Consider the following 12458-nt stretch of genomic DNA (forward strand, 5'->3'; position numbering starts at 1 on the left):
ACTTTGATATAATTATCTTGCATTTGCTTTCTCCTTTATTGGGGATATTATTGTTGTTTGCATTACAATAATAGCAAATGCATTTTTTATTTGTAAAGTTTTTCTACACAAGAAATATTAAATAGCCTAATTAATTCTAAAAAACTCCTTGAGTTTTATCCTTAACTCTTACTTATTACTTCTTACTTATTTCCTAATTAATACGCTACATCATCAATCTCAGGATTTTGTCCCTGTATTGTTATTATGATTTTATGTGGAAGGCAGGCAGCACTATCACCAGGCTTTTTAAGCCAAGCTGCTTTTACACATATTTTATCTGGGCAATCTGAATCCACAAACCTAATTCTTCCCTTTTCTACTTTTACTATATTATAATGTCCATCTTCACTAGGTATTTTTATTTCTTCTTCCTTAACAACTTTGGTAAGATCTATAGTTCTAATCACTTTGCCATTTTGTTTTATTATAGCTACTGCTTTACTATTTTTATAAAAATATCTATAACCAAAAATTCCAGCTATACTACATATAATTAGTATGGCTATAGTAACTAATACAATTTTATCTCCTTTTTTCATACCTTCTCCTTAACTTATTTAATTTTATATAATTTTGCGTAAAATATACAAGTTATCGTAAACCTAATGTATTCCAACACCATAAGGTAGAGAAATACTGACAATAGCTATCTATTAGAAATAAGCCATTGTTTTTAATTTACATATTGAAATTCTTTATCCGTAAGTTTAAATTTATCCTTTACTCCTGAAGTAACATAAATCTTTTTATCTTTGGTGACAAATATTGCATCCACACCCTTTTGACTTTCTACAAGTTTTATAGCCTTTTCTAAGCCTAATACATAAGTGGTTGTGGATAGGGCATCTCCATCAATAGACTTGTCTGAAACTATGGTAGTACTTATAAGTCCCTTATCTGCAGGATATCCTGTTTTAACATCAAAAATATGGTGATATCTTTTTCCATCCTTCTCAAAATATCTCTCATAATTTCCTGAGGTAACTATGGATTTATCCTCTGTAGTTAGAATGCCTAAGTATTCTCCTTTGTCCTTTAGGGGGTTTTGAACTCCTATTTTCCATGGACTGCCATCAGTCTTGCTTCCCAGTAGATTAACATTTCCTCCTATATTTATAAAGGCACTTTTCACTCCATTTTTTATAAGCATAGATTTTATTTCATCTGCACCATAGCCTTTAGCTATAGCACCTAAATCTATTTTCATGCCTGACTTTTTTAAATAAATTTGTCCATCTTCATTAATTTCTATATTTTTATAGTTTATAAGTTCTTTAGCTTTTTCAATTTCTTCTTTTGAAGGTATTCTTGCTTTATCTGTTCCTATACCCCACAGTTTAACTAAAGGTTCCACTGTAATATCAAAGGCTCCCTCTGAAAGCTTACTGTACTCTATGGCTTTTTTTATAACATAATAAGTTTCTTTGCTTACTTTTTCTGATTTATTGCCTGCAGATGAATTTAATCTATTTACCTCGCTATTTTCCTTGTTTACGGACATCTTCTCCTCTATATTTCCCAGTAACTTTATGGCTTCCTCTATGTTTTCCTCTGCCTTTTCACCGTATACTTTCAAGCTTACTACAGTTCCCATGGCATAGGTTTGTTTATTGCTTTCTTTTTCTGTTTTACCTATTTTTTTATTTATATCACATCCAAACATAGTGATACTCATAGCTAATATAATGCCCATTATTAGCGAACCTTTAATTTTCTTTATGTTTTTTTTCAATGAGCTTACCTTTTTCATAATGAAATTCTCCTATTCTATATGCAAAGTAAATCCGCCTTATATTTTCTACTTATTTACAAAGTAAACCTGCTTTATGCTTTCTCTTACATTTTTATTTTATACCTTTGAAAATGGAATTATTTATAGAGCTTAATATAAACAGAGCTCTTAGCTTCTGATAACTGTATTTATTTAAACATATTTTTATATTAGCATATTTAATAGGTTTTTCGTAGATTTTAAATGTAATTTTTAAGTTAATTTTGCAGTACACCGAGACACCCCACGTTGCATTTCATCTTTTTCTACAAAAAAATAATGCTACCTCTAATTTAAAAGTGATAGGCATTATTTTATGTTGAACTCATAAAGTACCCGCGAAACAAGCAACGAGCTTTTGACCATTTTCTAAAACTATAAATTCAAGTGACTTATTCAAATAACTACCTTAACATAAGTTCCTTCACTACTTTCAGCTTCAATAACTTTTAGTCCCTCATATTCACTTAAAATACTTATACATTTCTTTAATTGCTTTTTATCCATGTACTGAATAAATTCTAATTTTTCCATGGCTCCTTCTAGATTATTTTCTGAGTACTCATTATCTGTATCTTTATTTTTTTCAACATTGGTGTTTATAAACTTAGCAATATAATCACCACTTATAATACCCAAAATCCATAAAGGTATATTTATTGTATTTTCCTTACCCTGGCTATTTTTTACATAAACCTTCATTTTATACCATCCTCCATGAAATTACTCTATCTATGCACTAGTGGGTACGCCTATTCTATCTTTATCTCAATAATATCTTCTTGGTGACTTTTTAAATCAATTATCTTGCCTACAGTACCTTTTTTTATTGCTGCTATAATAATTTTATTTACGGTTTTTGAATCTATATCTTTTGATTTTCCTATGTCTAGATAACTTGAATTATTTAATTTAGTATTTTCATCTTTACATTTAAATATAATTTTAGCTACTTTTATAGGAAGTACTATATTTATTTTATCTCCTTTATTAGATAAAATATTAATCTTCAGCATCTTTTCCCCATATTCCTCCACTAAATCCCTTTGAAAACCGCCCCTAATTATTTTATTACTCATATAAATCCTCCATATAATAAACTGCTAAATTATTTTTTTATAATATTTTCTTAATTTATATATATGTTGATTTATGGTTATTATTTTATGCAAATTCATTTTAATTCATATTTATTAATTGATAATTACATCATCCTTTTATATTTACTCTGATTTTCGTTTTTTATTTTATAAACAAGAGGGCTATTGCATTAAAGAATTTAGTGCAATAGCCCTCTTTTATTTTCTATTTATTCTTGTATTCATCTATAATTTGTTGAATTTTAGGTGTACATCTCTTTCCCCCACATCCCCCTGTAGTAGCTCCTGTTGCTTTCTTGACTTCTTCCACAGTGCTTGCTCCGTTTTCTACCGCTTTTTTAATGGTAGCTCTAGATATAGCCTTACATAAGCAAACCTTTGTAAGTTTATCCATGATTTCTGGGCTTATGTTATTTCCACTCATTTTCTCTTATCCTTTCTTGTATTGATTATTTTAATATCAAGATTCGATGTTAACCATTAACATACCCCTGTTTTTGTGTGGTGATTTATTTCCCCTATAATATCAAAATTCGCTGTTGACCATTGACCCAATTTTAGCACTTTAAAATCACAAACACTTTATATGTGAATCTCCCCCACCACAATGGTACGGACTTCGTATAAAAAATTCAGTTGATAAATATTGTGTTATTAACTTTGAGTTTTACTTATGTAAATTAGTGTTTTAATATAGTTGAAACTTTTTTAAATAAATGTGGTTGAATTAATGGATATGTTAAGTTTTTAGGCATATCATTAAAAAATTCTATTTCTCCTATTTCGTAATCTGGCAAATTATCTAATGTTTCAACTTCTGCATAAAATAGCTGTCCATAGGATTCTATATCTCCCTTTTCCACTGAGTAAATGCAAATAGGTCTTACTATGAACTCCTTTGCTCCAGTTTCCTCAAACAATTCCCTAGCAGCAGCATCATTTATATTTTCATCAATTTCTCTATGTCCACCTGGAATTTCCCAAGTATCCCTTTCTTTATGTTTAACAAATATCCACTGCCCATTATATCTTGCAGCTATTACAGCATATAGAAGTTTATCATTATCTACTTTTCCCAACTGGTGAAAATTTATTTTTACCATAATGCACCTCCAGAAATATACTTATAGGTCATTTTTATTTTGCTAAAGATTATTAAAGCTATATATGTATATATTACCATGCAATCCACAAATACTGCAATTTATATTCACCATTGTGAATAATTTTATATATATAACATAAGTGTACAGCATCTATAAAGTAAACAAGCCAGGGACGGTTCATTAATTTTATCAATTTTATAACCGTCCCTATATTCCACTAATCATGAAATTTTAAATTAATCATTTATTCATATTATACGTGATAATTATGGCTATGAACTTATTGAACAGGTAATACTGCCCTTTCATCCTCTGAGATAAACAACGGAGGTTTTCGGGCATTTTCTATAAACTCTTACATATCTATTAAAATCCCATCTACCTATAAATTTTTCTGCTGCAACATATCCAGAATCAAATAACTGCTGATTTTTTTCCTTGCTTAAATTAAATTCTGTAGTTTTTACTCCTAAAGTAGGAATAGATATAGTTCTTACCAAATCCTTATCACTTTGGTCTCATATTTAAGCTTTACAGGTTTAAAGAAAAAAGGAATTCCAATGCTCATTCTCACAGCCCTTGCTATTTCAAATTCCTTTGGATTTATGTTGTATTTAACCAAATCATCTGGAAGTATCAGCATATCATTATTAGTAATATCTGCCGCTACAATTTTTAGCTTTGAACCTGAGTCTGTCCATATATCCTTAAACTTTGTTTTCCCTTTAGATTTCAATAAATTGTATACATATTTTTCAATAGGCTCTCCACTATATGCTCCTTTATCCTTAAAAAATTTAAACATATTTACAATTTTAATTTTAGATGCTTTATTATCTTGAAAATCCTTATAGTTAATATTTTGAATTATGCTTTTCATTTCTTGCCCTTTGTATCCTACTGCTACCATAGATGCAATCATTGCTCCAGCTGAAGTTCCAGCCACTCTATTCCATTTATATCCTTTTCTTTCTAAGCAGCATAAAGCACCCACAAAGCCAATGGCTTTTATTCCTCCCCCCTCAAACACTGCATCAGCAATTAACATGCAAAACATCCCCAGTATATTATTATAAACTCATTATATTCATGGAAATTCATAATGGTTACTTGTTGACAATTATCAATCAAAAATCTTTTAACCTATATATTTTAGTGCATATACCAAAGGATATGAAGTAAAATATATTCTTTATTAATTTTACAGCTATATTATAATTTTATGGTATTTTAGTATGATATATTTAATACACTTTTCTCAAAGGAGGTTTTAAGAAATGATTAAAGATGTAAAAAATATACTACTATGGCTTAGTATCATAGGGGCTATTTTCATGATAGTAGTTGGTTCCTTACTTCATTTTACCTATGAGTGGTCAGGACAAAGTCCTATAGTTGGATTATTTAGCCCAGTAAATGAAAGTGTATGGGAACATCTAAAATTAGGTTTATTTTCTTTACTTATATTTTCTTTAATAGAATATCCCATAGTAAAAAATTACGTGAATAATTATTGGCTTGGAAAAGCTGTGGGGATTTTATGTCTTGAACTTATGATAATAATAATATTTTATACTTATACAGCATTTACAAACCATCCGATTTTATTTATAGATATATCCACTTATATTATAGGATGTATTGTCTGTGCAATAGTAAGCTATAAATTAATGAACTTAGAAAAATCCTTTCCGCTACTAGAAAAGTTATCTATAGTATTTATTCTTATACTTGTAATTTTATTTGCTATATTTACCTTTACTCCTCCTAAATGTGAATTATTTAAGAGCTAATAAAAAATTAAAAAAATCACTGGCAAGAATTATTAAAACATAATTAAATAAAGGATTATTAGTTAGAAAATAAATCTAACTAATAATCCTTTATTTGAAAGTAACGGTTAGTTATTTTGTAGTATAGTCATAGTAATTGGTGATACTTATGTTTTTTGTAACTCTATATTATTTTCTAACCTAATGCTTCACTATTAGGAACCACATCACGTTCAGTTTTTTTGTGACTATATGTTATTTTCTAACTAATAGTCCCTTATTTTTTAGTGCAGCTTCATATAATACTATAGTTGTGGCAATACCAACATTTAAGGAGTCACAATCCCCTAGCATTGGAATTGCAATACCGCTATAATCTTCCTTATACCAGCCTTCAGATATACCATATCTTTCACTACCTACTACAATGGCAATTCTTCCGCTGTAATCTAATTCAAAATATTGATTTTTAGCATCTGTATCTGTCAAAATAGGTTTAAATCCATTTTCACGAAGCCAGTTATTTGTTTCTTCAAAATCGCTATCTATAATTGGCACACTAAAACAAGCTCCCATACTGCTTCTTATTAATTTTGGATGATTTAATCTGGTTTTTCTATTATTTATAATTACAGCATCTATTTTTGTGGCATCAGAACTTCTAAGTATGGTTCCTACATTTCCTGGAATCTCTAATCCATCTAAAATTACTACCACATTATTTTTATTTAAAGGTATGTCCTGGAAGGTATAATTATTCATATATCCCACACATAAAAGTCCTTGGGCGTTACCCATTTCACTTATGGTTTCAAAAACTTTTTTAGACACCATAAAAGAGTTCTCAGCTATATTTATACACTGATCCATCAATCTCTGGGCTTCTATGGTGTATATGTCTTCTGGACATACTAAAAGATATTTTATACGTATGTTATGCTGTAAAAGCATAGAAACTCCCCATATCCCCTCAACCACACAAAGTCTTTCTGGGTTAGGTTTGCTATTGTTATTAATACTGCTTATTTTTTTTATAACTCCATGCTTCTTACCTGCAAATCCCAATTGTTTTTTATATTTATTTAATATTAATTCTTCCTTTTCTTCAAGGGTATAATTAGATAAATCCTGAAATTCCGCCATCTTCAATCCTCTTTCCTATTCTATAAAATCTATTTTAATTTCTTAATGCAATATCTCTTATAACTTTTGTCCTATTTCTTAATTATTTACATTAATCTCATTATCAACTTCTTTTTCTGCTAAGTTAAGTTTTAAAAATAAATATGGAGCTGCTGCCGTGCACCAAAAACCTATGGCAAGATATCTTAGTATGTCACCATAATTTCCTAAGGGAAGGACTTTTTTCATAAAGACCCTTATTAGTACAACTCCCACCAAGCCTAATAATAGCTTAGCTACATTTTTAAAAGTAGTAGCTTTTACGCTAAATTTAATATAGCTGCTTTCCACAAAATATCCTATAAAAAATCCTAAAAATACTCCAGTAGCTTTATAGTAGTCAGGGCTTTTAAAAAATATAGTTCCCACTAAGGATAATATCATTAGAAAAATAAAAATAATATTTCTTTTTTTCATATCCTCTATTTCAAATATATAATTTCCAATTAAGACACTTATTATGCCAAAAACTATACCCCCTACTACATCCTTAGGCCAGTGAACACCTAAATACATCCTAGATATAGCTACTAATACTATTAGTACTACACCTAAAACATTAAGCCATTTCTTTTTAAATTCTATCATTAAAGATGAAAATAAAACCGTAATATTTTGAGTATGTCCACTTGGGAAAGAATAGCCTGTGGCTGTTTTAGTTCTTAAAGACTTTATGCCTTCTCTTCCTATAGGTCTTGGGGATTTCACTATATCTTTTATTGCTCCATTAAATACTACACTAAAGGTCAATGCAAAACCTAATTTGTATCCGTATTTTTTATCTTTGCACCAAAACATAATAATTAATATTATTATGGGTATAAATTCCTCTCCAGCCATGGTTATACCTGAAAAAATCTTATCCAAAACTGGATTAGAAAAAGACTGTAAAAACTTTATAATCTCCAAACTCTCCCCCCCTTATTTTAATCCCTAGTCTCTAATTGTTTTTACTTCCCGGGAAATTATTATAACTCTATTTCCTTGTAAACTTCGCCTTCCAATGTCTTTATGGTAAATGTATTTTTCTCAAGAATTCCATAACAATGAGGAGTATTTTCCTTAGGGAATGTAATAGAACCTAGATTTATTATAAATATACTATCCTGCTTTTCTGCCACTGGCACATGAGTATGTCCATGTATAATAGCATCTCCAGAGGATAAATTAGGTAAATTGTCTCTGTTGTATATATGTCCATGAGTTAAAAATAATCTTCTACCTTCATACAGTACTATGCTATAATCGCTCATAGTAGGATATTTTATAACCATTTGATCCACTTCACTTTCACAATTTCCCCTTACTGCTATTATCTTATCCTTATGACTATTTAGCATTTCTGTTACTTCTTTTGGGTTGTAATCCTTTGGCAGTGGGTTTCTAGCTCCATGGTATAATTGATCTCCCAATATAACGAGATAATTACACTGCTCCTTTTCAAATATGTCCAAAGCCTTTTTTAAATAATAACTAGAGCCATGTATATCTGATATAAAAAATAATTTCATATTTTTCCCTCCGTCAATTCTTTCATAAGTTTTTCAAGCTATGAAGTTAACCTGAGGTTGCCCCCATAAGCCTCATATTATAGAGAAATTATATCATAATACCGTGGACATTTACAAAAACTAATTTTTAAAACAATTAATACTCCAATATTGATGGTGAAATTTTTTCCTTTGTAGTATATACTAATAAGTAGTTTTATCCGATGACTACCTGCCGTAACACTCCCACTTTTAACAAAGTGCCAGTTAACGGCAGCTACGTCCCTGGATAACGATCTCTAACCTTCTGTTGGAGTTAAAACTCCATCTGAAGCTAAGAGTTCTGTTTATTAAAATCTAATTGTGTTAGGAGAACCATATGAAAAATTATCAAAAGGAAAATATTAAATACAAAAAAATAATAAGTTATACTGCAGTAATTTTATGGATGATAGTAATATTTATGTTTTCTGCTGACCCAGCTGATGTATCGGATGGGAAAAGTGGACTTATCATAGAAATTTTTAATTATATAGGGTTAGATTTAAATAGTTACCTAGGACAGGCTACTAATTTTATTGTAAGAAAGGCTGGGCATTTTACAGAATACTTCATACTATGCATACTTGTATTCAATGCTTTAAGATACAATTTTAACAAGAAAAAATGCCTTAAAATAGCAATTTTCTTTGTATTTTTATATGCCTGTAGCGATGAATTTCATCAACTTTTTGTACCAGGAAGAAGTGGTCAATTTAGAGATGTCTTTATAGATACTTTAGGCGGTATATTGGGTGGACTTATATTTTTTAAATTTTATAAGAATAAATAAAGCTAATTTTTTATAAAATAAAAAGGATTTATATATTTTTTAGTGAATATAATATTGATAAACACAATTCAGATGGAATCTTTTGTCCATCTGAATTTAATTTATACTTTATATAAAAGGAGTGATACAATGGACAATTTTACAGAAACACTAAAAAAATATGCAAAATTAGCAGTTGAAATTGGCGTTAATATACAAAAGGATCAAACTTTAGTAGTAAACGCTCCAATAGAATGTGCTGAATTTGTTAGACTCATTGCAGAATGTGCATATGATAAGGGTGCTAAAAATGTAAACGTTAGATGGAATGACGAAAAATTATCCCACATAAAATACTTAAAAGCACCAGATGAAGCCTTTAAGGAATATCCTGAATGGGATGCAAAGGGACTTGAAGAATTAGCAAAGGGCGGCGCTGCATTTCTTTCTATAGCAGCTTCTGATCCTGAATTATTTAAAGATGTAAATCCTGCTAGAATATCAGAATATATGAAAACTGCATCTAATGCACTTAAAGCCTATAGAGAGTACATGATGAACAGCTTTGTAGCTTGGTGTGTAATTTCAGTTCCTACTAAGGGCTGGGCAAAAAAGGTATTCCCTGAAGTTTCTGAAGATACAGCTGTAGAAAAACTATGGGAAAATATATTCAATATAGTTAGAGTGGATAAGGATGACCCTGTAGAAGCATGGAATGATCATTTAAAAAATATAAATGAGAAAGTAGAATTTTTAAATAATAAGAAATTCAAAAAACTATACTACAAATCAAAAGACACCGATTTAACTATTGAACTACCTGAAAACCATATATGGGCTGGTGGCGGAGAATACAATAGAGACAAAACTTATTTTGTTGCCAATATGCCTACAGAAGAAGTTTTCACTCTTCCTTTAAAAACTGGAGTAAATGGTGTGGTTAAAAGCACAAAACCTCTTAATTACTCAGGTAACTTAATAGACAACTTTACTCTAACTTTTAAGGATGGTAAAATAGTAGATTTCTCTGCTGAAGAAGGCTATGATACCCTTAAAAAATTAATAGAAACAGATGAGGGATCTCATTATTTAGGAGAAGTGGCTTTAGTTCCTTACGACTCCCCTATTTCAAACTCAAACATAGTATTCTTCAATACTCTATTTGATGAAAATGCTTCTTGTCACCTAGCTTTAGGTGCTGCATATCCTAGCTGCTTAGAGGGCGGCAGTGAAATGAATGAAGAAGCTTTAGAAAAAGCTGGTGCTAACACTTCATTAACTCACGTAGACTTTATGATAGGTTCAAAAGAGCTAGACATCATTGGAGAAACTTCAAATGGTGAAAAAATAGACGTATTTAAAAACGGTAACTGGGCTTTTTAAAATATAGTTCATTAACTTATAAAATAGGACTGTGGCATTAAGAATACATACTACAACATATTGTATGTAAATCCTTAGTGCAACAGCCCCGTTTTTATAATTACTTTTCTATTTCCATTTCTTTAGCTTTACTTTCATCTACTTTAAAACTTTCATTTTTATTTAGTAGTATATGCCCAGATTCGTATGGATTTCCATCTATTGATATATAAACTTTTTCTACACCGTAATAGTTTCCCAATGTATTTGTCACTGATTGTAGTACTAGCGATTCTTTAGTTGTTCCTGCATTCATTTCAGTTACAAATTCCTTTGAAAAATCTATACAAACCTTTTTTTCCTCATCATTTAAATATACATAGTTTATTTTTGTATTATCGCTCATTATCTTCATTATATCTTTATCTTTTTGAGCTTCTTTAAAGTATTTTTCAAATATATCTTTTATCTCTCCATTAGTTTTTAATTCTATATTTTGGTTTTTATACACTAAACCTTCACTATTAGAGTCTGGATAATACTTTGGATAGTATAGTTTTATATTTTGAGCAAATGGAACATCCTGTTGAACATCAATAAGTTCTGTAATTACTCTCATGTCCTTTGCTTCATAAATTTTTTTAACATGTCCTATAGTTGGAACAAAGTAATCCTTAATAACGTAACCTTCCCCTGTAGTAGTTACTTCTAAGGCATTAAATTTACCATAAGGTATTTCTATAGAAGCATTTAGTGAAGTTATCTTTCTCTCTTTACCTTGATAATCATTCCACTTAGTCCCTAATTTTATCGGTTCCTTTAATATTACATCGTTTTTTAAATTACCTGCATCTATTTTACCATCTCTTAATAATTGTATTAGGTTATCTTTAAAATAAAATTCCTCTTTTGCCATTATGACTCTTATTTCTCCATCTTTAACTTCTATTATCTTGGCAACCTCAGTGCCACCATTATTTTCTCTTACCTGCATTTTATTTTCACTTATAAAGTCAATAAATACCTCTTTGCCTGCATACTCGATACCAGTACCCTTATAAGTCATCCTTACATTTGGCTTGAATGGCAAATAATCACTAAGCGAGTACTCCTTCTTTTCTAAATTATCCATCCTATTATCTTTCTTAGAATTAATAGAAGCTCCCTTATTATCTTTTTTACTTTCGCTCTTAGTGTTATTAGATTTACATCCTATAAAAGTTATTAATTGAATAGCCACTAACATAGTTATAATTACATTCTTAAACCTAGTCATCATAACACCTCTCCATACTAATGATTATGACTTTTTACCATACTCATAATCTAAAGCCACTCTATTTTCTGAAACCTCTTTTATAAACTCTACTACTTTTAAATGCAATGGATGATTTGCATAAACCTTTAGTGCATTAAAATCTTCTACTTCCGCTTCTAAAATCACATGAAAATTTCCTTCTGGAGCTAATTTATGGTTTATATTAACTTTTGCACTTTTCAATTCATTTATTTTTCCTTGTAAACTTTCTAATTGCTCCTTAATCTTTAGTGCATTGCTCTCTCTATTATTTCCGCAAGCCTCATCTTTTAATCTCCACATAACTACATGTCTTATCATAATATACCTCCACCCACATTACTTAATAAAATTTTGTTAATATCCACAATTAAATCCTATATAAATTCAAACATATTCACTATTATATTTTGGATTTAAATTTTAGGGATATTATAATCAACAAGTTTAAATTTTATACCCCACATAAGTTTAAAACTGTTTCATTTTTATTATATATATTAAGTTTTTAACCTTATATTAATT

14 protein-coding genes and 1 pseudogene are annotated in these 12458 nt (G+C 29.5%); 3 read left to right on the forward strand and 12 right to left on the reverse strand.

Features of this window, described 5'->3' with window-relative positions:
* Nucleotides 1-197 precede the first annotated feature (197 nt).
* The 7 genes and pseudogenes from FGK85_RS12970 to FGK85_RS13000 form a co-directional block, all read right to left on the reverse strand.
* Nucleotides 198-581 carry a NusG domain II-containing protein gene (locus FGK85_RS12970; RefSeq protein WP_138207288.1) on the reverse strand — a complete coding sequence of 128 codons (384 nt, stop codon included), beginning with the start codon at nucleotides 579-581 and terminating at the stop codon, nucleotides 198-200.
* A 134-nt stretch (nucleotides 582-715) separates the two neighbouring features.
* Nucleotides 716-1792 carry an FAD:protein FMN transferase gene (locus FGK85_RS12975; protein ID WP_243122887.1) on the reverse strand — a complete coding sequence of 359 codons (1077 nt, stop codon included), beginning with the start codon at nucleotides 1790-1792 and terminating at the stop codon, nucleotides 716-718.
* A gap of 417 nt (nucleotides 1793-2209) precedes the next feature.
* Nucleotides 2210-2515: a hypothetical protein gene (locus FGK85_RS12980; protein WP_138207290.1), complete on the reverse strand. Its 306-nt coding sequence runs from the start codon at nucleotides 2513-2515 to the stop codon at nucleotides 2210-2212.
* Between the two features lie 50 nt (nucleotides 2516-2565).
* Complete coding sequence (locus FGK85_RS12985) at nucleotides 2566-2892, reverse strand: hypothetical protein (protein ID WP_138207292.1); 327 nt, start codon at nucleotides 2890-2892, stop codon at nucleotides 2566-2568.
* A gap of 226 nt (nucleotides 2893-3118) precedes the next feature.
* Nucleotides 3119-3337: a (2Fe-2S)-binding protein gene (locus tag FGK85_RS12990; RefSeq protein WP_138207294.1), complete on the reverse strand. Its 219-nt coding sequence runs from the start codon at nucleotides 3335-3337 to the stop codon at nucleotides 3119-3121.
* A 256-nt stretch (nucleotides 3338-3593) separates the two neighbouring features.
* Nucleotides 3594-4016 (reverse strand): NUDIX hydrolase, encoded by a 423-nt coding sequence (locus tag FGK85_RS12995; protein WP_138207296.1) that lies wholly within the window; start codon nucleotides 4014-4016, stop codon nucleotides 3594-3596.
* Nucleotides 4017-4324: 308 nt separating this feature from the next.
* A pseudogene (locus tag FGK85_RS13000) lies at nucleotides 4325-5067 on the reverse strand (patatin-like phospholipase family protein).
* A 229-nt stretch (nucleotides 5068-5296) separates the two neighbouring features.
* Between FGK85_RS13000 and FGK85_RS13005 the strand changes: the two are divergent.
* Complete coding sequence (locus FGK85_RS13005) at nucleotides 5297-5812, forward strand: DUF6512 family protein (RefSeq protein WP_138207298.1); 516 nt, start codon at nucleotides 5297-5299, stop codon at nucleotides 5810-5812.
* 234 nt (nucleotides 5813-6046) lie between these two features.
* On the opposite strand, the gene FGK85_RS13010 is transcribed toward FGK85_RS13005, so the two are convergent.
* The 3 genes from FGK85_RS13010 to yfcE all read right to left on the reverse strand — a co-directional run bounded on the left by FGK85_RS13010 (nucleotide 6047) and on the right by yfcE (nucleotide 8484).
* Nucleotides 6047-6934: a TrmH family RNA methyltransferase gene (locus FGK85_RS13010; protein ID WP_138207300.1), complete on the reverse strand. Its 888-nt coding sequence runs from the start codon at nucleotides 6932-6934 to the stop codon at nucleotides 6047-6049.
* 78 nt (nucleotides 6935-7012) lie between these two features.
* Nucleotides 7013-7882 carry a phosphatase PAP2 family protein gene (locus FGK85_RS13015; RefSeq protein ID WP_138207302.1) on the reverse strand — a complete coding sequence of 290 codons (870 nt, stop codon included), beginning with the start codon at nucleotides 7880-7882 and terminating at the stop codon, nucleotides 7013-7015.
* 59 nt (nucleotides 7883-7941) lie between these two features.
* Nucleotides 7942-8484, reverse strand: a complete 543-nt coding sequence (gene yfcE, locus FGK85_RS13020; protein ID WP_138207304.1) for a phosphodiesterase — start codon at nucleotides 8482-8484, stop codon at nucleotides 7942-7944.
* Between the two features lie 358 nt (nucleotides 8485-8842).
* Here yfcE and FGK85_RS13025 point away from each other — a divergent pair, with 358 nt between their 5' ends.
* A complete protein-coding gene (locus FGK85_RS13025) occupies nucleotides 8843-9295 on the forward strand; it encodes a VanZ family protein (RefSeq protein ID WP_138207306.1) in 453 nt (150 codons plus the stop codon).
* Nucleotides 9296-9424: 129 nt separating this feature from the next.
* A complete protein-coding gene (locus FGK85_RS13030) occupies nucleotides 9425-10657 on the forward strand; it encodes an aminopeptidase (protein WP_138207308.1) in 1233 nt (410 codons plus the stop codon).
* 100 nt (nucleotides 10658-10757) lie between these two features.
* Here the strand turns inward: FGK85_RS13030 and FGK85_RS13035 are convergent, their stop codons facing one another.
* Nucleotides 10758-11912 carry a GerMN domain-containing protein gene (locus FGK85_RS13035; RefSeq protein ID WP_171011431.1) on the reverse strand — a complete coding sequence of 385 codons (1155 nt, stop codon included), beginning with the start codon at nucleotides 11910-11912 and terminating at the stop codon, nucleotides 10758-10760.
* 24 nt (nucleotides 11913-11936) lie between these two features.
* On the reverse strand, nucleotides 11937-12254 hold the full coding sequence (locus tag FGK85_RS13040) for a Dabb family protein (RefSeq protein WP_138207312.1): 318 nt from the start codon (nucleotides 12252-12254) through the stop codon (nucleotides 11937-11939).
* Nucleotides 12255-12458: the final 204 nt, after the last annotated feature.

Source organism: Haloimpatiens lingqiaonensis (assembly GCF_901447495.1).
GTDB classification, from domain to species: domain Bacteria; phylum Bacillota; class Clostridia; order Clostridiales; family Clostridiaceae; genus Haloimpatiens; species Haloimpatiens lingqiaonensis.

What these genes read in the sequence shown, in the direction of transcription:
- FGK85_RS12970 (WP_138207288.1), bottom strand. Translation starts at nt 581, where the DNA reads ATGAAAAAAGGAGATAAAATTGTATTAGTTACTATAGCCATACTAATT.
- FGK85_RS12975 (WP_243122887.1), bottom strand. Translation starts at nt 1,792, where the DNA reads ATGAAAAAGGTAAGCTCATTGAAAAAAAACATAAAGAAAATTAAAGGT.
- FGK85_RS12980 (WP_138207290.1), bottom strand. Translation starts at nt 2,515, where the DNA reads ATGAAGGTTTATGTAAAAAATAGCCAGGGTAAGGAAAATACAATAAAT.
- FGK85_RS12985 (WP_138207292.1), bottom strand. Translation starts at nt 2,892, where the DNA reads ATGAGTAATAAAATAATTAGGGGCGGTTTTCAAAGGGATTTAGTGGAG.
- FGK85_RS12990 (WP_138207294.1), bottom strand. Translation starts at nt 3,337, where the DNA reads ATGAGTGGAAATAACATAAGCCCAGAAATCATGGATAAACTTACAAAG.
- FGK85_RS12995 (WP_138207296.1), bottom strand. Translation starts at nt 4,016, where the DNA reads ATGGTAAAAATAAATTTTCACCAGTTGGGAAAAGTAGATAATGATAAA.
- FGK85_RS13005 (WP_138207298.1), top strand. Translation starts at nt 5,297, where the DNA reads ATGATTAAAGATGTAAAAAATATACTACTATGGCTTAGTATCATAGGG.
- FGK85_RS13010 (WP_138207300.1), bottom strand. Translation starts at nt 6,934, where the DNA reads ATGGCGGAATTTCAGGATTTATCTAATTATACCCTTGAAGAAAAGGAA.
- yfcE (WP_138207304.1), bottom strand. Translation starts at nt 8,484, where the DNA reads ATGAAATTATTTTTTATATCAGATATACATGGCTCTAGTTATTATTTA.
- FGK85_RS13025 (WP_138207306.1), top strand. Translation starts at nt 8,843, where the DNA reads ATGAAAAATTATCAAAAGGAAAATATTAAATACAAAAAAATAATAAGT.
- FGK85_RS13030 (WP_138207308.1), top strand. Translation starts at nt 9,425, where the DNA reads ATGGACAATTTTACAGAAACACTAAAAAAATATGCAAAATTAGCAGTT.
- FGK85_RS13035 (WP_171011431.1), bottom strand. Translation starts at nt 11,912, where the DNA reads ATGACTAGGTTTAAGAATGTAATTATAACTATGTTAGTGGCTATTCAA.
- FGK85_RS13040 (WP_138207312.1), bottom strand. Translation starts at nt 12,254, where the DNA reads ATGATAAGACATGTAGTTATGTGGAGATTAAAAGATGAGGCTTGCGGA.